The sequence below is a fragment of the Deltaproteobacteria bacterium genome (genome assembly GCA_015233135.1).
Lineage (GTDB): Bacteria > UBA10199 > UBA10199 > JADFYH01 > JADFYH01 > JADFYH01.
On the sequence record JADFYH010000008.1, the window covers coordinates 56,370 to 77,484 of the forward strand.

Annotated in this window: 22 protein-coding genes and 1 tRNA gene; 11 read left to right on the top strand and 12 right to left on the bottom strand. The window is 45.9% G+C overall.

Annotation, left to right across the window (positions count from 1 at the left end; all coding sequences use genetic code 11):
* The first annotated feature begins 7 nt into the window (after positions 1–7).
* Genes ftsL through ftsW form a run of 7 tightly spaced genes read left to right on the top strand, consistent with a single transcriptional unit; the run spans position 8 to position 9,378 of the window.
* Positions 8–742, top strand: a complete 735-nt coding sequence (gene ftsL, locus HQM15_03965; GenBank protein ID MBF0491916.1) for a cell division protein FtsL — start codon at positions 8–10, stop codon at positions 740–742.
* Positions 743–747: 5 nt separating this feature from the next.
* Positions 748–2,823, top strand: a complete 2,076-nt coding sequence (locus HQM15_03970) for a penicillin-binding protein (protein ID MBF0491917.1) — start codon at positions 748–750, stop codon at positions 2,821–2,823.
* 14 nt (positions 2,824–2,837) lie between these two features.
* Complete coding sequence (locus HQM15_03975) at positions 2,838–4,397, top strand: UDP-N-acetylmuramoyl-L-alanyl-D-glutamate--2,6-diaminopimelate ligase (GenBank protein MBF0491918.1); 1,560 nt, start codon at positions 2,838–2,840, stop codon at positions 4,395–4,397.
* Between the two features lie 4 nt (positions 4,398–4,401).
* Complete coding sequence (locus HQM15_03980) at positions 4,402–5,787, top strand: UDP-N-acetylmuramoyl-tripeptide--D-alanyl-D-alanine ligase (GenBank protein ID MBF0491919.1); 1,386 nt, start codon at positions 4,402–4,404, stop codon at positions 5,785–5,787.
* Positions 5,788–5,833: 46 nt separating this feature from the next.
* Complete coding sequence (locus HQM15_03985) at positions 5,834–6,928, top strand: phospho-N-acetylmuramoyl-pentapeptide-transferase (protein MBF0491920.1); 1,095 nt, start codon at positions 5,834–5,836, stop codon at positions 6,926–6,928.
* Positions 6,929–6,934: 6 nt separating this feature from the next.
* Entirely contained in the window at positions 6,935–8,269 is a 1,335-nt protein-coding gene (gene murD, locus HQM15_03990) for a UDP-N-acetylmuramoyl-L-alanine--D-glutamate ligase (protein ID MBF0491921.1), read from the top strand.
* Positions 8,266–9,378 (top strand): putative lipid II flippase FtsW, encoded by a 1,113-nt coding sequence (ftsW, locus tag HQM15_03995; GenBank protein ID MBF0491922.1) that lies wholly within the window; start codon positions 8,266–8,268, stop codon positions 9,376–9,378. Before murD ends, ftsW begins: the two co-directional genes overlap by 4 nt.
* Before the next feature lie 21 nt (positions 9,379–9,399).
* Here ftsW and HQM15_04000 read toward each other — a convergent pair whose 3' ends face one another.
* The 7 genes from HQM15_04000 to HQM15_04030 all read right to left on the bottom strand — a co-directional run bounded on the left by HQM15_04000 (position 9,400) and on the right by HQM15_04030 (position 15,511).
* Complete coding sequence (locus tag HQM15_04000; protein MBF0491923.1) at positions 9,400–9,651, bottom strand: F0F1 ATP synthase subunit epsilon; 252 nt, start codon at positions 9,649–9,651, stop codon at positions 9,400–9,402.
* A 105-nt stretch (positions 9,652–9,756) separates the two neighbouring features.
* A complete protein-coding gene (atpD, locus tag HQM15_04005) occupies positions 9,757–11,178 on the bottom strand; it encodes a F0F1 ATP synthase subunit beta (protein ID MBF0491924.1) in 1,422 nt (473 codons plus the stop codon).
* Positions 11,179–11,328: 150 nt separating this feature from the next.
* Positions 11,329–12,201, bottom strand: coding sequence for an ATP synthase F1 subunit gamma (atpG, locus tag HQM15_04010; GenBank protein MBF0491925.1), 873 nt, complete (start codon positions 12,199–12,201; stop codon positions 11,329–11,331).
* Positions 12,202–12,336: 135 nt separating this feature from the next.
* Positions 12,337–13,842 (bottom strand): F0F1 ATP synthase subunit alpha, encoded by a 1,506-nt coding sequence (locus tag HQM15_04015; protein ID MBF0491926.1) that lies wholly within the window; start codon positions 13,840–13,842, stop codon positions 12,337–12,339.
* A gap of 18 nt (positions 13,843–13,860) precedes the next feature.
* Positions 13,861–14,412, bottom strand: coding sequence for an ATP synthase F1 subunit delta (atpH, locus tag HQM15_04020; GenBank protein ID MBF0491927.1), 552 nt, complete (start codon positions 14,410–14,412; stop codon positions 13,861–13,863).
* Positions 14,409–14,978, bottom strand: coding sequence for a hypothetical protein (locus HQM15_04025; GenBank protein MBF0491928.1), 570 nt, complete (start codon positions 14,976–14,978; stop codon positions 14,409–14,411). The genes atpH and HQM15_04025 overlap by 4 nt, the downstream gene beginning before the upstream one ends.
* 104 nt (positions 14,979–15,082) lie before the next feature.
* Positions 15,083–15,511, bottom strand: coding sequence for an ATP synthase F0 subunit B (locus tag HQM15_04030; GenBank protein ID MBF0491929.1), 429 nt, complete (start codon positions 15,509–15,511; stop codon positions 15,083–15,085).
* 102 nt (positions 15,512–15,613) lie between these two features.
* Between HQM15_04030 and HQM15_04035 the strand changes: the two genes are divergently transcribed.
* Positions 15,614–16,396: an alpha/beta fold hydrolase gene (locus HQM15_04035; protein ID MBF0491930.1), complete on the top strand. Its 783-nt coding sequence runs from the start codon at positions 15,614–15,616 to the stop codon at positions 16,394–16,396.
* 5 nt (positions 16,397–16,401) lie between these two features.
* Here the strand turns inward: HQM15_04035 and HQM15_04040 are convergent.
* From HQM15_04040 to HQM15_04055, 4 genes are all read right to left on the bottom strand, one after another.
* Positions 16,402–16,474 (bottom strand) — tRNA-Ala (locus HQM15_04040).
* A gap of 5 nt (positions 16,475–16,479) precedes the next feature.
* Positions 16,480–16,767, bottom strand: coding sequence for a hypothetical protein (locus HQM15_04045; protein MBF0491931.1), 288 nt, complete (start codon positions 16,765–16,767; stop codon positions 16,480–16,482).
* A 228-nt stretch (positions 16,768–16,995) separates the two neighbouring features.
* Positions 16,996–17,307 carry a DUF971 domain-containing protein gene (locus HQM15_04050; GenBank protein ID MBF0491932.1) on the bottom strand — a complete coding sequence of 104 codons (312 nt, stop codon included), beginning with the start codon at positions 17,305–17,307 and terminating at the stop codon, positions 16,996–16,998.
* A 111-nt stretch (positions 17,308–17,418) separates the two neighbouring features.
* Positions 17,419–18,465 carry a 3-deoxy-7-phosphoheptulonate synthase gene (locus HQM15_04055; protein MBF0491933.1) on the bottom strand — a complete coding sequence of 349 codons (1,047 nt, stop codon included), beginning with the start codon at positions 18,463–18,465 and terminating at the stop codon, positions 17,419–17,421.
* 120 nt (positions 18,466–18,585) lie between these two features.
* Here HQM15_04055 and HQM15_04060 point away from each other — a divergent pair, with 120 nt between their 5' ends.
* Entirely contained in the window at positions 18,586–19,086 is a 501-nt protein-coding gene (locus tag HQM15_04060) for a rhodanese-like domain-containing protein (protein MBF0491934.1), read from the top strand.
* A gap of 215 nt (positions 19,087–19,301) precedes the next feature.
* On the opposite strand, the gene HQM15_04065 is transcribed toward HQM15_04060, so the two are convergent.
* Positions 19,302–20,150: a protein DA1 gene (locus tag HQM15_04065; GenBank protein MBF0491935.1), complete on the bottom strand. Its 849-nt coding sequence runs from the start codon at positions 20,148–20,150 to the stop codon at positions 19,302–19,304.
* A 94-nt stretch (positions 20,151–20,244) separates the two neighbouring features.
* Between HQM15_04065 and HQM15_04070 the strand changes: the two genes are divergently transcribed.
* Together HQM15_04070 and HQM15_04075 are read left to right on the top strand one after the other, a co-directional pair.
* Complete coding sequence (locus HQM15_04070; GenBank protein MBF0491936.1) at positions 20,245–20,520, top strand: hypothetical protein; 276 nt, start codon at positions 20,245–20,247, stop codon at positions 20,518–20,520.
* Complete coding sequence (locus HQM15_04075) at positions 20,517–21,113, top strand: hypothetical protein (GenBank protein ID MBF0491937.1); 597 nt, start codon at positions 20,517–20,519, stop codon at positions 21,111–21,113. Before HQM15_04070 ends, HQM15_04075 begins: the two co-directional genes overlap by 4 nt.
* The last annotated feature ends 2 nt before the right edge of the window (positions 21,114–21,115 follow it).

Sequence of the window (21,115 nt, forward strand, 5' to 3'; positions counted from 1 at the left end):
GTGATTTATGTCCGTTGCCAGCTCCACATGGGGTGCTTCCCAACGTTTTCGAGTGAGGCCTACATCCGCGAAGGTGGAGCGAGTGAAGGGAGTTTTGTTTTACTACTTGCTTGCGTTAGTCTTTGTAGTTTTTTTCTGTTCCCTTTTCTACATCTGGTCCCGAATTCAAATCGTGAATTTGGGTTATTCCATTAATCGAGAAATCACTCTCAAAGAGCAATTGCAAGATGAGAATAAACGCTTGAGTTTGGAAGTTGCTTCTTTGAAATCCCCCATTCGATTGGAGAACATGGCAAAAAATGAATTGAAGATGGATTTACCCCAGAAGAGCCAGGTTCTTTCTGTTCAAGCGGTGAGTACAGAGTTCGCCAAGACTGAAGTGAATCCTGAAAAAGGCAAGTCTGTTACAGAATTGAGCAAGAAATCTGTCCCTGCCGCGGTAAAAAAAGTAACTGCCCAAAAGGGTGGTTTGTTGGCCAAAAACTCTTCCAAAATAAAATTAGAACCCAAGAAAATAGGCGTGGTTGCTAAAAAAGAATTGGCTCTAAAGAAAGTTTCCAAGCTTGCCAAAAGCTCAAAAGCAAAGGTTGCACAAAAAAATTCCAAGGTAAAATCGATAGAAAAGCCTGTTCTAGCTAGTCAGGCAAGCCATTCTAAAATTTCCTCAAAAAAGCTAAGTACTATTTCCGATAAGAAAACGCAAAAAATTGCGAGCATTGCGGGTATTTCCCCTCATCGCTAAAATTCATGAGGAGTTCTCCAAAGCGTTTTAATCCCCCCGTGTTTTCAGAAAAAAAAGTCCGACGCCGTATTTTGCTGGTGGCAATGGGCGCTTGTCTTTTTTTTGCTGTGATTGTGGGTAGAGCTTTCATCTTGCATTTGATGGACAATGCGAAGCTTTCAAAATTAGCGGAATCGCAGTATCAAAAAAAAATAACCTTGGTCTCCAAGCGGGGGAATATTTACGACTCTAAAGGGGAAGAGCTGGCCATCGATGTGAAAGTAGATTCGGTCTACGTTAACCCCAAGCAGGTTTCTGACACGAAGGAATTTGCCAAAAAAATATCCTCTCTTTTGAATGTCGACAGTGAAAAATTACAAAAAGATTTGGAAAAAGATAAACGTTTCGTATGGATTAAGCGTCGAATGAGTCCGGAAGAATCCCAAAAAATTCAGAATTTTCACCATGAAGCCTTGGGCATAGTCAAAGAATGCAAACGCTTCTACCCCAACAAGAATTTGGCGGCGACTATTTTGGGAGCGGTGGGTTTTGACTCGGTTGCTCTGGGGGGCTTGGAGCTTTTCTATGACAAGGAGCTACGTTCTGCTGCGGAACCGGTGGTGGTGAGTCAAGATGCGCGAGGGCAAAGTTATCTGCCTCTTTCCTTTGTTGAACTCGAAAACCCGAACAATGTGGTGTTGACGTTAGACAAGACGATCCAGTTCATCACCGAAAAGGAATTGAATGTTGCGCTCGAGAAAACTCAAGCCAAAAGCGCCATCGCTTTGGTCATGGATGTACATACGGGTGAAGTTTTAGCGATGGCCTCGGTGCCTGATTTTGACCCCAATCAATATTTCAGCACAGACCTTCAAAATTGGAAAAACAGGGTAGTAAGCGACAACTTTGAACCCGGCAGTATCTTCAAGGCCATTACCGCTGCTGCGGCCTTGGAAAGCGGCAAGGTGAATTTGCAGCAAAAGTTTAATTGTGAAGGAGGTTCGTATCACATTGATAAATTTACCATCAAGGACCATGGAGCCGGTTATGGAATGATGGCCTTGCCGGACATTATCCGCGTCTCCAGTAATATTGGGTCGTTGAAAGTGGCTCAATATGTGGGGAAGGAATTTTTTTCAAAAACGGTGCAGGGTTTTGGCTTTGGTTCCAAGACAGGCATTGATGTCCCGGGAGAAGTGAGCGGAATTATTGGTTCTCCCAAAAAATGGTCCACCCTGCAAATGAGCACCATTGCCTTTGGCCAAGGGATAGGCGTGACTCCTATCCAAGTTGTGACCGCTTATTCTGCTATTGCCAATGGTGGCAACTTGATGAAGCCGTATATCGTGAAAAAAATTGTGGATTCCAAAGGGGTGGTTTTGAAACAGACAGAGCCCCAGGTTCTGCGGCGGGTGATGAAAGAGGAAAACGCAAAGATACTTCGAGAGTTGTTGAAGCTGGTGGTGGGTCCAGGGGGTACCGGAACGGCCGCACAGGTAGAAGAATACGGTACGGCTGGAAAAACCGGAACGGCTCAGAAAGTTTCCGAAGGCAAAAAAGGTTATGCCGAAGGAAAATACATTGGGAGTTTTGCGGGGATTGCTCCGGCGGATGATCCTAAAATTGCCGTGTTGGTGTCCATCAACGAACCCAAGGGGCAACATTTTGGAGGGGTGATTGCTGCACCGGTCTTTCGGGATATTGTTCGCCAGACCTTGCCTTATTTGGGGGTCGCACCTAAAAATGATTCTATGCCTGTGATGATGACCAAGGCGGATGAGCCCAAGGAGGCTAAGAAAAATCCTGAAACGAAATCTACCCATCCGCTGAAGGAGAAAAAAGAAAACAAAAAAGAAAAAACCGCTGTCTCCACTGCCCCGGATTTTCCTCAAGATTTAGTGGAAGTAGACAGTGGTTCGTATCGCTTACCCAGTTGCAAAGGGAAAATGTTGAGGGAATTACTGAGAGAGTGGCGGAGACCTGAATTTGAGATTGTGGTTGAGGGTTCTGGCGTGTGTGTGGGGCAAAGTCCTGCAGCTGGTGAAGTGGTTCGTCGTGGAGAAAAAGTAAAATTGATTTTTAAGGCGCCTGTGGCGCAGTGATAGACCTTTAAAATATGAATTTAAACCCTTTCCTCCCCCATCTTAAGCCCCTTCAAGTCCAAGGCCCCTTGGACCAAGCCTTTGCGCAGATTTGCTATGATAGTCGAAAGGTAAAAAAGGGAGACCTCTTTGTGGCCTTGAGGGGGCTGCAAGTGGATGGGCATGTGTTTATTTCCAAAGCCCTTCAGCAAGGGGCCTCGGTGATCGTTTGTGAATCGCTTCCAGCGGGCTTTCCTTCCGGTCCAACTTTTGTACAGGTGCAAAATACGCGTCAAAGTCTGGCGATTCTCGCCTCCCATTTTTATCAGTATCCCAGTTGCAAGATCCTCAGTGTGGGCATTACGGGAACCAACGGAAAAACCAGCAGCAGCTATCTTTTGGAATCTATTTTGGAACTGGCTGGATATTCTCCTGCTGTTTTTGGCACCATCAATTATCGTCATGGTCAACATTTTATTGAAGCAAGCCACACCACTCCGGAATCTTTAGAGCTTCAAAAGATGTTGCGTGATTTTGTGAATGAAGGTGCAAAGTCTCTGGTGATGGAGGTGTCCTCTCATGCCCTCCTACAACATCGAGTGGATGAGATTGATTTTGACGCAGCACTTTTTACAAATCTGAGCCCCGAGCACCTCGATTTTCACAAGAATATGGAAGACTATTTTGCGGCCAAATGTCTTTTGTTTGAGCGCTTGCTGAACGAAAGTAAAAAAGAAAAAAAATACGGGATTTTTAATCTGGATGATCCCTATGGGAAAAGGCTTGCTGAAAAGAAATATTCTTATGTGCCTTGCACCTTCTCTCTCAGTAAAAATTCAGGCGCTCAGCTTTATCCCTCTCAGGTCTCCATTACCCTGAAAGGGATTGTCGCCGAGATCGAGAGTCCACAGGGAAAAATCCGTTGTGACAGTGCTTTGGTGGGGCAATACAATTTGTCGAATTTGTTAGGGGTGGTGGCTACATCACTTTCCTTGGGAATACCTAAACAAGCAATCGAAGAGGGGATACGGGTTTTTAAGAAGGTTCCCGGTCGTCTTGAAAAAATAGAGAATACCCAAGGAGTGACTGTCGTTGTGGATTATGCGCACACTCCGGATGCCTTGACCCAGGTGTTAGAATCCCTCAAAAGCCTGCAAGGTCAAGAAGAGCGCCTGAAGCGGGGGAAATTGCTGGTGCTTTTTGGTTGTGGCGGTGATCGCGATTCTCTCAAGCGCCCTTTGATGGGCCAGGCCGTTGCAAAGCTGGCCGATTTTGCGTGGGTCACCAGTGACAATCCCAGAACCGAAGATCCTAAAAAAATAGTGGATCAAATTTTGCCGGGTTTGAAGCAGGAAGGCTGGCAGGAAAATTCCAATTATTGTATTGAGCTGGATCGTGCAGCGGCTATTCGTTCCATTTTGCAATGCTCCAAGTCGGGGGATATTATTTTAATCGCTGGCAAAGGGCATGAGGATTATCAAATCATCGGAAAAAAGAAGATTCATTTTGACGATAGGGAAGAAGTGGAGAAGTTTTTTAAGATAGTCCCCTCTCCCCTTGAGGGAGAGGGTCAGGGAGAGGGGACCGTAAAATAAATTTATGCAATTTTCACTCGCAGAAATATTAAAGATCACCCAGGCGCAAATCCTCTCTGGAGAGGGAAGTCCCAATCTTACTTCTCTTTCTACCGACAGCCGCACTGTGCAAAAAGGGGATTATTTTCTTTGTCTGGTCGGTGAAAAATTTAATGCCCACGATTATATGGAAGAAGTGGCTGGCAAAGGAGCCGCGGCCCTTATTTTAGAAAAAAAATATTTTAAGCCCGCGCAACATCAAAATCTTCCCCTCCTATTGATTGGGGTGGAAGACACTTTGAAGGCCCTGGGAGATCTTGCCCAGGCCTGGCGGGCCAGGTTTTCAATCCCTGTTTTGGGTATCGGTGGCAGCAATGGCAAGACGACGACGAAAGACATGTGTGCGGCTATTCTTTCAGAATATTATAGCACCCTGGCTACTGAGGGAAATCTGAACAACCTCATTGGGGTGCCCAAGATGATTGCCAAGCTGGATGCCAGACATCAGGCGGCGATCTTCGAGTTGGGAATGAACGATTTTGGAGAACTGGCGCGTTTAACCGAAATTGCCCAGCCTACGCTGGGCTTGCTCACCAATATTGGTTTTGAACATCTGGAAAAATTGAAAAGTCTGGAGGGTGTGGCCCAGGCAGAAGCTGAACTCTTCGAGACGCTACCTTCGGGTTCTTTAGCCCTAGTAAATGAGGATGATCCCTATATCTCAAAAATGAAGACGAAGGCCTACCGTCTGACTTTTGGCTTGGAAAATCCTGCCGATATTTTTTGCTCGGCCTGGGAGATGGAGGCCCAAAAAATAATTTTTGAAGTTTGTTATTTAGGTAAAAAATACTCTTTTTACTGTGAGGCCCTAGGTGAAGCAAATCTGCGCAATGCCCTGGCCGCGGTGGCTGTGGGTTTTGCTTTGGCACTTCCTTACGAGGCGATCAAAAGAGGTTTGCAAAAGTTTAAGGCCCGCGCCATGCGCATGGAATTGATTAGCCTCGGTAAAAAAACCCTACTCAACGATTGCTACAATGCCAATCCTTCCTCGATGGAAGTGGCCTTGCAAAGTCTGGCCGGATTGAAAAAAGGAAAAAAGGCCTTGGCTATTTTGGGTGAGATGCGGGAGCTGGGTCATTTTGCAGCGGAAGGTCATCGGCGTGTGGGAAAGATCGTGGTGAAAAATCAAATCGATTATCTGGTGAGCATCGGCCCCTATGCCCAAGAGATGCTGCAAGCAGCGGTGGCTAGTGGTTTGGAAGCTTCGCATGCCCTTGCAGCCAGCAATCTTGAAGAGGCCGAACAAAAAATAAAAGAATGGGCCCAAGAAGCCAGTTTCATTATTGTCAAAGGATCCCGCGGAGCCAAGATGGAGCGGGTAACAGAGTTGTTGAAGAAATCCCCCCTTTAATTCCCCCCTTAATAAGGGGGGTTGGGGGGGATTGGGATACTTTATTATGTTCTACACCCTCTACGAATATTGTCGAACACACGCCAATTGCGAAGCACTGCTTCCCTATTTGAATATCTTCAAATACATCACCTTCCGCTCCTTTGGCGCCTTGATGACTTCCTTGTTTATTTTTCTTATCTTTGGGCAACGCTTTATCAATTATCTGGTACAGAAAAAAATTGGTCAGTACATTCGCGAGGAAGGGCCCAAGAGTCATCAGGGAAAATCGGGAACGCCCACCATGGGGGGTGCGCTCATTATTATTGCAGGTGTTTTTTCCACCCTTCTTTGGGGAAATTTCTCTCAGGAATATTTGTGGTTGTGCCTGGGCGTGTTGCTGGCCTACGGGGCCTTGGGATTTGTGGACGATTACAGAAAGCTGCTCAAAAAACAAAACGAAGGACTCAGTCCCAAACAGAAAATATTGCTGCAGAGTTTGATCGCGTGTGTGGCAGGGGCCATCTTGATTCATTTTTCACACATCGATACCCAACTGCATTTCCCATTTTTTAAAAATCTTCATCCGGAGTTAGGCTGGTATTATTTGATTGTAGTCTCTCTGGTAATTGTGGGGGCATCGAATGCGGTGAATTTAACCGATGGATTGGATGGTCTTGCTGCAGGGCCTTCCATCGTGGCCTATTCCACCTATGCTATTTTTTCTTATGTGGCGGGCAATATCATTATCTCCAATTATTTGCAGGTGGCTCATGTGCCGGGCGCGGGAGAATTGACGGTTTTCTGCGGGGCATTGGTAGGAGCTTTACTGGGATTTCTCTGGTTCAATACCTATCCAGCCCAGGTTTTTATGGGAGATACCGGCTCTTTGTCTTTGGGCGCTTCTCTGGGGTTGATTGCTGTTATTACCAAAAATGAGATCTTGCTCATTATGGTGGGTGGAATATTTGTCATTGAGGCCTTGTCGGTGATCAGCCAGGTGACGTCCTTTAAACTCACCGGCAAACGCATCTTTCGCATGGCGCCTATCCACCACCACTTTGAACTCAAAGGTTGGGCAGAGCCCAAAGTGATTGTGCGTTTCTGGATTATGAGTTTGATCTTGGCGATTTTGTCACTGGCGACTTTGAAGTTGAGGTAGCTTCCTATGAATCTTCAAAACAAAACCATCCTTGTCCTCGGCCTAGGCGCCACCGGTCTCGCGGTCTGCGAATTCGTGAGCAAGCGGGGTGCAGTCGTTATTGGTGTAGATGATTCCCCCTTGGAAAGGCTTTCCGAAAAAGCGCAAAGTTTTTTTTCTAATCATTTGTTTTCTAATACTGAAGATGAAACCCTTCTGGAAAATAAGATTGATCTGATTATTACCAGTCCGGGTGTTCCCTTGTTTCATCCTTTGCTTAGCGAAGCGAAGGAAAGAAAAATTCCTATCACCGGCGAACTGGAATTTGCTTCGCATTTTACGTCGGCTCCCGTGATTGCCGTCACGGGCACCAATGGTAAATCCACCACCACTGAACTCGTCGGCGCCATGCTGAAAAATGCAGGGAAGCAAGTAATGGTAGGCGGAAACCTGGGTGAACCCTGGCTTTCCCTCATTCAAAAAAATGATCAACCTGATTTTTTTGTGTTGGAAGTGAGCAGTTTTCAACTCGAAACCGTGGAACACTTCCATGCCCACATCGCTGCGCTCTTGAATATCACAGACGATCACTTCGAGAGGCATCAGCACATGAGGGGCTACATCGATGCCAAGGCCCGGATCTGTCTCAACCAAAACGAAACGGATTTTTTTGTCTACAACTCGGGCGATATTCACGTGTTGGAAATGCTTGAATCGGTGCAGGCGAAAACGATTCCCTTCAGTTCCACTCAGAAAGTGGAAGGGGTTTATTGGAAAAGTGAGTCCGTGATTTGTTCGAGGGAGAGGGGAAGTTACTACGATTTGTCGAAGGCAACATTGGAAGGTCTGCACAATATCGAGAATATGATGGCGGCGATTGCGATGGCAGAGCTGGCGGGGGTGCCGGCTTCCCTCATCCAAAAAACTTTGGAAAATTTCAAGGCTCTGCCTCATCGTTTGGAATGGGTGCGAGAAGTTCAAGGCGTAAATTATTATGACGATTCGAAAGGTACCAATGTTGGCGCGGTGGCCATGTCGGTAGCCAGTTTCGATAAACCGGTGATCCTTATCCTCGGTGGCAAAGACAAGGGTGGCGATTACGGCATTTTGAAAGGTCTGCTTAGAAATAAAGTAAAGGCTTTGGTGTTGATTGGTGAAGCGAAAGAAATAATTCGTGCCTGCTTTGAAGGTCTGCTTCCCATTTTAGACGCCACCAGCATGGAAGATGCAGTTTATACCTGCTCCAGCCTTGCGGCAAAAGACGATGTGGTTTTGCTTTCCCCCGCTTGTTCCAGCTTCGATATGTTTAAAGATTATAAGCATCGGGGGGATGAATTTCAAAAGTGGGTGAAGAAATTATGACAAACAGAAAACCCGACTACTGGTTACTCACCTCCACCATTTTGCTCATCCTCATTGGGGCCATGATGGTCTATTCTGCCTCGGCCATCTTTGCCTTGGAAAAATACCACGATCCCTTTTATTTCTTTAAAAAAGAAATTCTGTTTTGCACGCTGGGTTTTCTGCTGCTCTTTATCACTCAGCGTGTCGATTACCACAGATACTGGAAATTGGTTTATCCGCTGATGTTTATCACAGCATTTTTTTGCATACTGGTGGCTATTCCAGGCATCGGAGTAAAAGTGGGTGGGGCGCGGCGTTGGATTTCAGTCTTGGGTTTTACCTTCCAGCCTTCGGAGATGGTAAAAATCGCGCTCATCCTTTTTATGGCTTATTCTCTGACTAAAAAACGTGAAAAAATGGAGAACTTTAGCATCGGGGTGCTGCCTCATATTATCGTGGCCGGTGGAATGATGGCACTCATCGTGTTGCAAAAAGATTTGGGCACGGTGGTGACTTTGGCTTTTGTGATGATGGTGCTCTTGTATGTCGGAGGAACCAAAGTTTCCTATTTAGCGGGGGCTATCCTCTTGTTCTTGATTGCCTTCGTCATCCTCATCATGGTTGAGCCCTATCGCATGATGCGATTTCTAGCTTATCTGGATCCCTGGAAACATTTAGCAGATACTGGTTTCCAGGTTATTCAATCTTTTATGGGATTTAATCAGGGAGGAATTTGGGGTGCGGGTTTGGGTCAGGGGAGGCAAAAATTATTTTATCTACCGGCGGCGCATACCGATTTTATTTTATCAGTGGTGGGCGAAGAGTTGGGTCTTTTTGGAGTTCTCACTATTTTAGCCTTGTTTGCCATCCTCATTATCCGCGGCTTTCGAGCCTCCATTTGTGCCCCCGATTTATTTGGCACTTACCTGGCTTTGGGCATTACGGCCTTGTTTGTGGTGCAATCCTTTATCAATTTTGGTGTAGTGATGGGCTTGCTTCCTACCAAAGGCCTGCCGCTTCCTTTCATCAGTTATGGGGGTACTTCCATTCTGGTGATGTCGGTCTGTGTGGGGGTGCTTCTGAACGTGTCTTCTCAGGCCGGCACTGGGTTAAGTGGGAAGGGATGATTTTTAGATTGTGTCTTCAGGTTATTTCAACTCGGCCAACCCCTCACACAATACCAAAACTTTTTCTTGGCTGATATCAGCAATTCCACTGCTGATACTATATTGATGGGTTTGTCCTTTGGACTGAATCTGCAGATTCCCTTCTACCAAATTAGTAATGAGTTGAGCGTGCCCAGGCAGTACCTGGGTTTCTCCCCAGTAAGCAGGAAGCGTGACGGAGTCTACTTCTTGCGAAGGAATATTTTCAGAGGGGGTAGAGATTTCGAGTTGCATGGATAAATAATTTCTTAAAAATTAATCTGAATTGCAGTGATATTGGAGCCCAAATATCACCCTCTCCCTAACCCTCTCCCGTCAAGGGAGAGGGGAGAAAAATAATCAAGCCGCAGAGGCCAATTTCTCGGCTTTGGCCAAGGCTTCTTCAATGGTGCCGACTAAATAAAAAGCCTGTTCGGGGATGTCATCGTATTTCCCGGCTACGATTTCCTTGAAGCCTTTTATGGTGTCCTCCAGTTTTACATATTTTCCGTCGATGCCGGTAAACTGGGCGGCCACGTAGAAAGGCTGAGACAAGAAGCGCTGGATTTTTCGGGCGCGGGATACCGTGAGTTTATCGTCCTCTGAGAGTTCATCCATCCCCAAAATGGCGATGATATCCTGCAAATCTTTATAACGCTGCAAGACCTGCTGAACGGAACGGGCCACATTGTAATGCTCTTCCCCAATGACCTGAGGATCCAAAATTCGAGAAGTAGAATCCAGAGGATCCACCGCAGGGTAAATTCCCAGCTCGGCGATTTGACGGGAAAGAACGGTGGTCGCATCCAAATGGGTGAAGGTGGTTGCAGGTGCAGGGTCAGTCAAATCATCTGCAGGGACATAGATGGCTTGAACCGAAGTGATAGAACCTTTGGTGGTCGAAGTAATACGCTCTTGCAAGGTGCCCATGTCGGTGGACAAAGTCGGCTGATAACCGACGGCAGAGGGGATACGACCCAACAAGGCCGACACTTCCGAACCGGCTTGAGTGAAGCGGAAAATGTTATCGATAAACAAAAGCACGTCCTGATTTTCTTCTTCACGGAAATATTCGGCAATGGAAAGCGCCGTCAAGGCAACCCGGGCACGGGCGCCGGGAGGTTCGTTCATCTGTCCGTAAACCAGGGCCGTTTTCTTGAGAACTCCGGATTCCTTCATTTCTAGCCACAAATCGTTTCCTTCTCGGGTACGCTCGCCCACGCCAGCAAATACAGAGTAGCCACCGTGTTGCATGGCCACGTTGTTGATAAGTTCCATGATGAGAACGGTTTTACCCACGCCGGCACCTCCGAAGAGGCCGATTTTTCCTCCCTTGGAGTAAGGAGCAAGGAGGTCGATCACTTTGATGCCGGTCTCGAACATCTTCGCTTCAGTACTTTGATCCACAAACTTGGGAGGTTCCCGGTGAATAGGATAAGATTTTTTGGCATTCACAGGTCCCAGTTGATCCACCGGTTCACCCACAACATTCAGGATGCGTCCCAACACCTCTGCCCCCACTGGGGTTTGAATAGGAGTCCCTGTATTCACTACCTCTTGCCCCCTCACCAAACCATCGGTGGAATCCATGGCCACGCAACGCACCGTGCTTTCACCCAAGTGCTGCGCTACCTCTACTACGAGATTCAAAGGACGCGCATCGATGGAAGCATTGGTCACTTTCAGGGCTGTATAAACCTCGGGCAATTCTCCTACCGGAAAACGGACGTCGATCACAGGTCCGATGACTTGAACAATTTTTCCTTTGGCTAGTTCTGACATATAAATAATCCCTCAATCGTTGAATTCCCCCTCTTAAGCTAAGACGGGGAAATTGTGTGAACAATTTCGGGGGCGTTATGTCATTTGGATGCAAAGTGAGCATAACCCCTCCTACCTCCCCTTAGCTTAAGGGGAGGATATGGTATAAATCTATTTTAACGATTCCGCACCATTCACAATATCCATCAACTCTTTCGTGATGGCCGCTTGTCGGACACGGTTGTACTGCAAGGTGAGCAAGCCAATCATTTCTTTGGCATTGTTCGTTGCATTTTCCATCGCAGACATTCGGGCCCCCAGCTCTGAGGCCTGGGACTCCAGGAAGGCCAAATAAATTTCGGAGGCCAGGGCCTTTGGAAGCAAGGCGCTAAACATTTCGTCTGGAGAGGGTTCAAAAATGACATCCTGTGAAAGTGTTTCTACAGACTCGGTTTGAGAAAGCTCCAAGGGAAGAATCTGACGAATCTGGACTTCCTGGGAAATGGCCGATTTAAAACTGTTAAAGGCCAAATAAAGAGAAGAAAATTCTCCCCTCAAATAAGATTCCAAAATTTCATGTGCCAACTTCAGCGCATCTTCGTACAAGGGCTTCTCGCCTAAACCTGCCAACTCCTGATCGATGCCCACTTTTTTGGCACGGAAAAAATCTCTTCCTTTGCGCCCTACCACTCGAAGACTGACACGGGAATAGTGTTTCAAATCAAGACTAATATATGAATGCACTTTTCGAAGCAGGTTAGAATTGAAGCCTCCGCACAAGCCCTTGTCAGAACTAATTACCACCACATTGACTGATTTTTGTTGCTGCTCAGGAATATTAAAAAAGGGATGCGATTCCCTTGAAACATTGGCACTCACTTTGAGCAACAAGCGACTCAGATGCCTCCCATAAGGACGAGCCTTGTACAAGGCGGTCTGCGCCCGACGCAACTTCGCCGCAGCAACCATTTTCATGGCCTTGGTAATTTTTTGAGTGTTCTTCACACTCGAAATGCGTTTGCGTATGATTTTTAGTGTAGCCATCCGATAAACACCATCGAAAATTCCCCCTCTTAAGCTAAGAGGGGGTTAGGGGGCGTTATGGTCACTTTGATACAAATTGACATAACTCCTCCCGACCTCCTCTTACCTTAAGAGGAGGAGTTTAGGAAAAAAACTCTATGTAAAACTCCCCTTAAACTCCTCCAACGCCGCTTTCAGTTTCTTCTTCAAATCGTCATCCAAAGTTTTTTTAGTATTTAAATCACCCAGCACTTGCGGATGTTTGGTCTCAATAAACAGCAACATTTCACTTAAATATTTTTGCACTTTATCTGTAGGATAGGCATCCAGATAGCCGTTCGTGGCGGCAAAAATGCTTAACACCTGCCTTTCAACGGGCATGGGGACATATTGCCCTTGCTTCAACACCTCTACCAAACGTTCCCCTCGTGCCAGTTGAGCTTGTGTCGCTTTGTCCAAATCGGATCCAAACTGGGCAAAGGCAGCCAGCTCACGGAATTGGGCAAGTTCCAATCGCAAAGTGCCTGCAACCTGTTTCATCGCCTTAATTTGAGCATTACCCCCTACGCGCGAAACCGAGAGACCGACGTTAATCGCGGGGCGCACGCCGGAGTAAAACAAGTCAGTATCCAGATAAATCTGCCCATCGGTAATGGAGATCACATTGGTGGGGATATAAGCCGATACGTCCCCCGCCTGGGTTTCAATGATGGGCAAGGCGGTCATCGAACCTCCGCCCAAATCGGCGGAAAGCTTGGCAGCCCGTTCCAGCAAGCGAGAATGTAGATAGAACACATCTCCAGGAAATGCCTCACGACCAGGAGGTCGGCGTAATAAAAGGGAAAGCTGGCGATAGGCCACGGCATGCTTGGACAAATCATCGTAAATAATCAGGGCATGATGGCCCGAATCGCGAAAAAACTCGCCCATACTGGCACCCGTAAAAGGAGCCAGAAATTGCAGGGGAGCGGGTTCGGAGGCGTTGGCTGCAACAACGATGGTGTAATCCATGGCCCCGTGGCGTCTAAGTTTTTCTACCACCTGGGCAACGGTGGATTGTTTTTGGCCAATGGCTACATAAATACAATAAACATTTTGCCCTTTTTGATTGATGATGGTGTCTAGGGCAATGGCGGTCTTTCCGGTTTGCCGGTCACCGATGATGAGTTCTCGCTGACCTCGACCGATGGGAATCATTGAGTCTACCGCTTTTAGGCCGGTCTGCAAAGGTTGGGTCACCGGTTGTCTGGCCACAATTCCCAGGGCCTTCACTTCAATTTTTCTTTTCTCTTTGCTCTCGATAGGACCCAATCCATCCACCGCTTGTCCCAAGGCATTGACTACGCGGCCCACCAAGGATTCTCCCACGGGAACTTCAGCAATACGTCCCGTTCTTTTAACCAGATCCCCTTCTTTTACTTCAGCGCCAAGGCCCATCAGCGCTGCCCCCACGTTTTCTTCCTCAAGATTCAGGGCGATGCCGTATACCTCCCCGGGAAATTCGATCAATTCTCCGGCCATCACTTCACCCAAGCCGTGGACGCGTGCAATTCCATCCCCTACCGAGAGAACCGTTCCCACCTCGGAACGCTCAATGATTTGCTCGTAACCTTCAATTTGCTGGCGAATAATTTGACTGATTTCTTCGGGTCTGATTTGCATAATTCCTTCGCTCCATCCTTAGTGAATGGGAGCCTCCATCATTTGATGTTTCAATTTTTCAAGCGAGTTTTTCAAACTTCCGTCAAACACCACATCCTTCACCCGAATCAGCACGCCCCCCAAGAGTGAGGCATCCTTCTTTTTTTGAAGAATGATCTGTTTCAGTAAGATCTTTTGCAGGGTTTCTTTCAGACGGGTTTCTTCTGCGGAGCTTAAATCATAAGGCGAAGAGATCTCCACCCGAACACGGGCTTGTACTTCGTCCGCTTGATCTTGATAAGAAAGCAGGATTTCCGGCAAAAGACGAATGCGTTCGCGATCGATCAGTAATTTGAAAAAATGCAGTACTTCTTTGGAAAGAGAAAATTGGGGAACAATCTTTTCTAAAATCTGTTTTCGGACTGAAGGCTCAAAAGCGGGGTCCAAAAAAACGGTTTTTAAATCAGTGGATTTTTTTAAAGCCACCTCCAGGGTGGAAATTTCATTATAAAAAGCATCCACCTTGCCTTGAGTCTGGGCAATTTCAAGCAATGCTTTAGCATAACGCCGGGCGATTGAACCTTCGTTCATTTGAAAACCTCCAGGCGTTCCAAGTTGTTTTCGAAAAGACGAGCTTGATCTTGGGCATTAAATTGTTTTTTCACTACCTTGCTAGCCCCAGCGAGCACTGAGTTTACCGATTCTTCCCTCAAAAATTCCTTCACGCGCAACAATTCTTGATCTGCCAGCCGACTAGACATTTCTTGGATGGACTTTGCATTGGCCTTCGATTCTTCAATCAACTTTTTTCGGGCTAGCTCGCCCTGTTGCTTGAAGTTTGCCTTGAGCTCCAACACTTCTTTTTCTATATTTTGGAGGCGGTTTTCTTGTTGTTGGTAGCGAGTAAGTACTTCCTGCTTTTCATGTGCTGCCTGATCCAGCGAGGCGGCAATTTCTTTGGAGCGGGTCAGAAAAAAATCCTTAATGGGTTTTTTGGCGGCAAGAAAAAGAATAAAAAAGAGGATGAAAAAATTGATGTAAGGGAAAAGGACTTCCTTGTAATAATTCACGTGTCCACCATGGGCTTCTTCGGAAGCCCACAACAGGGCCGGAGCCAGAAACATCAACAGCAAAAATGTAAACGTTTTTTTATTCATGATTGCTAAATTGTCATTCACTTACCCTTGTTCGGAAATCCCCTCTCCCTTGAGGGGAGAGGGTTAGGGAGGGGGGAACATCAAAAAAATCGCTCAATTTAAATCTACACACTTCTTCCCAATACTTGTTCCGCCAACTGTTTGCCCAAAACCGGTAAATTGGCCTTTAGCCAATCCTTCCCTTTAACTTCTTCTTGCTGAATCTCCTGCTCGAGTTTCCTTAGATTTTGATCTGCCTGCAAGCGGGCTTCACTCAAGATTTTGGAGGCTTCTTCTTCACCCGATTTTTTCAATCCGTCCTTTATGACAAGGCCTTCTCGTTTCGCTTCCTCCATCTTTTTTTCATAAAGCCTTGATTTCTCTTCCGCTTGTCTCTTAAGCTTCTCCACTTCGTCTCGCTCGCCGGAAGTCCCCTTACGGCGGGCTTCAATCACCTTTAAAATAGGCTGAAAAAGAAGAATATTGAGCAAAAAGAACAGGCTCAAGAAAATAAGAAGCTGGTAATAAAAGGTGATATCGACTTTGAGTTCCATTAGAGTGCCTCAAGGTGCAACAGGAGTTCGAAACGCGCGAGTGGGTATCATGTGATTTTTTAAGTTGTCAAGGCAATATCTGAAGAAGCACAATGGCGAACAATGACTCATAAATTTAGGCCAGGAATTTCACAACCCATCCGTCACATTATTTTTAAAAATAGTCGTAAAGGTATTCTTCTCCTGCACGGGTTTACAGCAACCCCCGAATGTTTTCAGTTTTTAGCCCAAAAATTATCCGATCAAAAATTGAGTGTTTATGCGCCCATACTGGCAGGCCACGGAACCAAGGCAGAAGATCTTGAAAAAACAAAGTGGGGCGACTGGTATGAAACCGCCAAAAATTCGCTGAAAGAACTTCAAGGCTACTGCGATTCAGTCTCGGTATTGGGACTTTCGATGGGAGGCTTGCTCGCTTTGCATTTAGCCCATGAACACCCCGAGATAAAAAGCGTCTCCTTGCTGGCTACCCCTCTTTTTCTAGATGGATTTCTTCTCCGCTATCTCTTTCCACTCATCTGGAAAACGCCGCTCAAATACCTCTACCGTTATCAACGCAAATATGTAGCCTCCATCAAAGACCCCAGCGCCCAACGGAAATATCAGACTTACGAAAAAATCCCTGTAGCCTCGGTGGCCAATCTGCTGGATTTACAGAAAAAGGTTAGGCAAGAACTTTACGGGATTAAACAACCTACCTTTATCGCCCATGCCTTGGACGATTCCACCGTTCCCTATGCCAACATGGATTACATTGCCTCCTGTATCGGATCAAAAATCGTTGAGACCCTCACCTTAAAAAAATCCAACCATATTATTACGGTAGATTACGATAAAGAAGAGGTGGCAAAACGGGTGCTAAGATTTTTGAAGAGATTTTTTTAGAAAAATGGAGCAGATGGGGATCGAACCCACGACCTCTACGTTGCGAACGTAGCGCTCTCCCAACTGAGCTACTGCCCCAAGTTTTATCGTCTTTTACGATTACGATCTTGACCCCGCCCCTTAGGCCTTTCCCGGTTACGCGGAAGGCTAGGCCTGGCTTTACTTTCTTTACTGGCAGGAGGCTTTTCAAGGCTTTCCCGTTGAAGTTGATTCCATTCTGAAAAACGAATCTCCCCTAATTTTTGTCGACACCGACAAAAGAAAATAATATCGCCAAAAGTGAAATTCATCAGACGTTGAGTCTCCCGAACGTTTTGACTTCTCCGACATTCTGGGCAACGCAGCTGTTGGTGCAGGCTTTTGAGCTTCATTTCCATTTTCCTAACTGAATATTCTATAAAAATGCAAGAAGAGGGATTAAATGATTTGCAGTTACTGGCAAGTCATTAGTTTAGACGACGACTCCACTAGAAGAATTGGGTTAAAAAATAGATCGTGTGGTGGAAAAAGTAGAAGAGCACGAAGTGAAGATTAAGGAATTGTAGATTAGGGAGAGGGGGTTTCATTTCAAAGAAATTGCGTAAGCTGAGTTAATAATTTTAAGAGGGGGCACAGGCAGAACATGGGCAGATTTTCCGCAGATGGTCGAAGGAGTAAATCCCAGCATCGTGCCCATCATTGAAGCTCAGCTGTATCGCGTAGTGCCCCACTTTTTCGGCGTGCAGCAATTGAAGCGAAATCTTGGGCGCAGGCAGCTGCACCCCGCCATCTAGACTGCGTTCGCTTGCATTGCGACAAACCACGCAAGGGCAACGACGGCGGAGGTAGTTAATTTCATAGATACTCTTATGGCCGTCGGACCATTCGATATGGATATAGTTATTTTCTCTTTTTATGGATGTGGGTTGCATAGATTCATACCTCACCCCGGCCCTCTCCTACCTTAGGAGAGGGGGGATAATTTATTTTTTTGTATTAGTTCCCTCTCCTAAGGTAGGAGAGGGTTAGGGTGAGGTATTCCCCTACTTCAACTTCGCATATCCTTCCAAAATCATTTTTTCTGTTGTGGCCCAATCAATACATTTGTCCGTCACCGACTGACCGTATTTCAACTGACTTAAATCTTTTGGAATCGCCTGAGCCCCTTCTTCCAAATGGCTTTCGACCATCATTGCGACGATGGATTGATTTCCTGCCACGACCTGATCAATCACCTCCTGAAAAACCTGAGGTTGGCGACGATGATCTTTGTTGGTATTGCCATGCGAGCAGTCGATCATGATTTTGCTGCGCAGGCCTTCTTTTTTGAGGGCTTCCTCGCAGACCTTCACACTTTGTGCATCGTAATTTGGTTTCTTGCCTCCGCGCAAAACCAGATGGCTATAGGGATTGCCCTTGGTTTTGAACACCGAGATTCGCCCCTCCGAATCAATGCCTAAAAAATTATGCGAACTCAAGGCGGACTTCATGGCGTTGAGGGCAACTTCAATATTTCCATCAGTTCCATTTTTGAAACCCACGGGAGTAGACAGGCCCGAGGCCATTTCCCGATGCGTTTGAGATTCGGTAGTCCTGGCTCCAATGGCCGACCAGGAAATAAGTTCCGACAAATATTGGGGCGTGACCGGGTCCAGGGCTTCTGTCGCGGTGGGGAGCCCCATCGCCGTGATGGCCAGCAAAAGCCTGCGCGCACGCTTGAGTCCTTCTTCGATATGAAACGAATCATCCATGAACGGATCATTGATCATCCCTTTCCAACCCACGGTGGTACGCGGTTTTTCAAAATAAACCCGCATGACGAAGTAAAGTTTATCTTCCACTTTTTTAGCCAAGTCTTTCAGCTTTTGCGCATATTCCAAAGCGGCCTTGGGATCATGAACCGAGCAAGGCCCCATCACCACAAACAAGCGAGCATCTTTTCCATCCAAAATATTTTGAATGACCTCTCTCCCTTGAAGCACCGTTTTGAGATGCTGCTCCGTGGCGGGAAACTCTTGCTGAATCTCCTTGGGAGAAGGAAGCGTATAGTGGGTGCTGACATTGGTATTCACTAGTTTATTCAAATCCATATTCTATCCTTTCGCTTTCCCATATTAATCAAGACTAGCAAGGACTGTAAAGAGATAGGTTGAAAATGTTTGTGATTTAGGTAATTCATCACGGATAATCACTTAAAGAAAGGTTCTACAATGCCTATCACCCAGCTCACACCCCTAGAAGCCAAGGATTTGCTCGATCAAAACCCCGATGCCCTTTACGTGGATGTACGATCTATCCCCGAATTTTCAAGGGGACATCCCAAAGGGGCCCTCAATATTCCCCTCAATCACCTCAATGAACAAAAGCGACAAATGCAGGCCAATCCTGATTTTCTAAAGGTTACTCAGGCCCATCTTCCTAAAGATAAATTGCTGATTATCGGCTGCCAGGCCGGCGGACGTTCGCAGCAAGCTTGCAACTTTTTGGAAGAAGCGGGTTACACACAACTTTACAACATGATGGGAGGCTTCGGCGGAGGCCGTAATTTTGAAACAGGAGAGCCCGTACAAGGCTGGGCGGCAGAGGGTTTACCGGTTTCTACGGAGAATGGAGAGGGAATTGGATATGAGAGTTTGGTGAAGAAGGTATCTCCCTCCCCCGTCGAGGGGGAGGGAGTGTTCCAATCCACATCTGGATTAAATATTACTTGAGTTCCGCAGATTTTAAGAATCATTTTTTGCTCATTCTTGGCAAGTGCCTATCTATAAAGCATTTCCCCTCTCCCCTTGAGGGAGAGGGTCAGGGTGAGGGGTATTTCTAGTGCACTCAGGATCACCCTCTCTCTGACTCTCTCCCCTCAAGGGAGAGAGGACTTTTCAGAGTGGCTTCTTACTAAAATCTGCGGAACTCAAGTTATTAATTTCTCTCACTCCCAAAGCCTCCCAAAAACCCTCTTCAGCAAAGACTCTTTAGGCGCAGCACTCACAACTCTCTGAACAAGCTTCTTCTCCAGGCCCAAAATTTCATCGATCAAATCCTCCCAACCCAAATGCTCTAACTTCGCCAACATCAGTCGAAAACCTTCTCCATAAACAGCGTCTTTATTTTCCTTCATTTTTTTTATCTTAAACCGCGCAAAAGCGGTGTCCTCTTGGGAATAAATCAAAAAAGCCCCCAACTCACACAAGCCCTCACAGGCCATGGGAGCAAGTTTCAGCTTATTTTCATTCTGCCACACATGCAGAAACTCATGCGCCAGAATGGCCTCAAATTCTATCTTGGGAACTCCAAACAAAACTTTTATTTTATGAGAAAGTCCCACTTGTTGAGGATTCAAATAATGAACCTGAGTGCGCGTCTCTCCAGCCTTGTAATTTTTATTTTCTTCAGGAGTACTGCTATTCAACTGCCCGATTTCCATTTCTATATTTTGAGGAATTCCCGCAAAACCAATATCTTCCAAAGCTCTCAAAACTTTTTTCTTCGATTCTTGGGCTTGAAGTGGAATCAAAATGGCCTGCTGCGTACACAAACCACAAATGACCCTTCCATCTTTGTAATACACCCCGCGATTGGAGCTGTGGGGCGAGATAATGCGATCGCAACAAGAGCAAAAAGTGAGCTCATGCTCCTCATGCGCCCAGTTTTCCCAGGGGTCGCCGATAATCTTTCCCTTCAATTCCTTTTGACAAACGCAACAGGGCGCAAGCACTTTCTTGTTTTTTTGTTTGGCCTTCAGTTGTCTTAATCGGGAAGATTTTCTGGAGAGCTTCATTCCCTTTGATTAGCCTCATGAGATTAAATCTTCAAATGATAAAAAATTAGGATTTAAAAATTGATCTTTTTTACGTAAAAATTATAGTGCCAGAATGAGAGGTGATCCTTCGATCCATTTAAACCGCTTTGAAATTGACGAAATTGCGCGAGCCTGCGTGGGTTTGAGAGATTCAGTGAGAAAAGGTTTTCTTCCCTGGGTGATTCTTTTGCAGAATGTAATGCGGCCCAGTATTCAGGCACTTCATCTTAATTTAAAAACTCAAACTAAAATCAAAAATAGCCAGTATCTTCTTCAGCAAAAAATTGGGAAAACAAATGTTTTACTTCTGATTAAACGGGTAAACAAACTGCTTTTGTTATTTGTATGAATAAGAAAAAACTCGAGCAGTTCTTTAAAAATATCTCTAAACGCTTAAAATATCCGGCCGAATTCTATCTTACAGGTGGGGTTGCCGCATGGTTTTTAGGGAACTCTCGCCCTACCGAAGATTTAGATTTTGCCCTAAAATGCAAAACAAATTGGGAAGAAATCTCCAAAGAGCTACAGTTAGTTTCAAAAAATGATCAAATTCCAATTGAATTTAGTGAGGATATCAGTCGATGGGGAATGGTTGGTTATTCTGACTTTACCAAGGGAGCGAAACTCATTAGACAGTATCCCAAGCTTAAGATTTACCTGCTGGACCCGGTTATCTGGTCTGTGGGAAAAATGAACCGTTTTACCGAAAATGATGTACGGGACATTCTAAAAGTATTCAGGAAACAAAAAGTTTCATTCCATAAAGTAATTAAAATCTGGAGTGAAGCCTTAAAAAATAGTCCTAAATCCAGCGAACAAATTTTATTCATTAAAAAAGTAGAAGCCTTTTTTAAGAAAGAGGGGCATAAAATCTGGGCTAAAAATTTTGATGAAAAAAAAGCTTTCATGGATTTCAGAAAGAAAGTAATGGGGTTTTTCTAATT

What these genes read in the sequence shown, in the direction of transcription:
- ftsL (MBF0491916.1), top strand. Translation starts at nt 8, where the DNA reads ATGTCCGTTGCCAGCTCCACATGGGGTGCTTCCCAACGTTTTCGAGTG.
- HQM15_03970 (MBF0491917.1), top strand. Translation starts at nt 748, where the DNA reads ATGAGGAGTTCTCCAAAGCGTTTTAATCCCCCCGTGTTTTCAGAAAAA.
- HQM15_03975 (MBF0491918.1), top strand. Translation starts at nt 2,838, where the DNA reads ATGAATTTAAACCCTTTCCTCCCCCATCTTAAGCCCCTTCAAGTCCAA.
- HQM15_03980 (MBF0491919.1), top strand. Translation starts at nt 4,402, where the DNA reads ATGCAATTTTCACTCGCAGAAATATTAAAGATCACCCAGGCGCAAATC.
- HQM15_03985 (MBF0491920.1), top strand. Translation starts at nt 5,834, where the DNA reads ATGTTCTACACCCTCTACGAATATTGTCGAACACACGCCAATTGCGAA.
- murD (MBF0491921.1), top strand. Translation starts at nt 6,935, where the DNA reads ATGAATCTTCAAAACAAAACCATCCTTGTCCTCGGCCTAGGCGCCACC.
- ftsW (MBF0491922.1), top strand. Translation starts at nt 8,266, where the DNA reads ATGACAAACAGAAAACCCGACTACTGGTTACTCACCTCCACCATTTTG.
- HQM15_04000 (MBF0491923.1), bottom strand. Translation starts at nt 9,651, where the DNA reads ATGCAACTCGAAATCTCTACCCCCTCTGAAAATATTCCTTCGCAAGAA.
- atpD (MBF0491924.1), bottom strand. Translation starts at nt 11,178, where the DNA reads ATGTCAGAACTAGCCAAAGGAAAAATTGTTCAAGTCATCGGACCTGTG.
- atpG (MBF0491925.1), bottom strand. Translation starts at nt 12,201, where the DNA reads ATGGCTACACTAAAAATCATACGCAAACGCATTTCGAGTGTGAAGAAC.
- HQM15_04015 (MBF0491926.1), bottom strand. Translation starts at nt 13,842, where the DNA reads ATGCAAATCAGACCCGAAGAAATCAGTCAAATTATTCGCCAGCAAATT.
- atpH (MBF0491927.1), bottom strand. Translation starts at nt 14,412, where the DNA reads ATGAACGAAGGTTCAATCGCCCGGCGTTATGCTAAAGCATTGCTTGAA.
- HQM15_04025 (MBF0491928.1), bottom strand. Translation starts at nt 14,978, where the DNA reads ATGAATAAAAAAACGTTTACATTTTTGCTGTTGATGTTTCTGGCTCCG.
- HQM15_04030 (MBF0491929.1), bottom strand. Translation starts at nt 15,511, where the DNA reads ATGGAACTCAAAGTCGATATCACCTTTTATTACCAGCTTCTTATTTTC.
- HQM15_04035 (MBF0491930.1), top strand. Translation starts at nt 15,614, where the DNA reads ATGACTCATAAATTTAGGCCAGGAATTTCACAACCCATCCGTCACATT.
- HQM15_04045 (MBF0491931.1), bottom strand. Translation starts at nt 16,767, where the DNA reads ATGAAGCTCAAAAGCCTGCACCAACAGCTGCGTTGCCCAGAATGTCGG.
- HQM15_04050 (MBF0491932.1), bottom strand. Translation starts at nt 17,307, where the DNA reads ATGCAACCCACATCCATAAAAAGAGAAAATAACTATATCCATATCGAA.
- HQM15_04055 (MBF0491933.1), bottom strand. Translation starts at nt 18,465, where the DNA reads ATGGATTTGAATAAACTAGTGAATACCAATGTCAGCACCCACTATACG.
- HQM15_04060 (MBF0491934.1), top strand. Translation starts at nt 18,586, where the DNA reads ATGCCTATCACCCAGCTCACACCCCTAGAAGCCAAGGATTTGCTCGAT.
- HQM15_04065 (MBF0491935.1), bottom strand. Translation starts at nt 20,150, where the DNA reads ATGAAGCTCTCCAGAAAATCTTCCCGATTAAGACAACTGAAGGCCAAA.
- HQM15_04070 (MBF0491936.1), top strand. Translation starts at nt 20,245, where the DNA reads ATGAGAGGTGATCCTTCGATCCATTTAAACCGCTTTGAAATTGACGAA.
- HQM15_04075 (MBF0491937.1), top strand. Translation starts at nt 20,517, where the DNA reads ATGAATAAGAAAAAACTCGAGCAGTTCTTTAAAAATATCTCTAAACGC.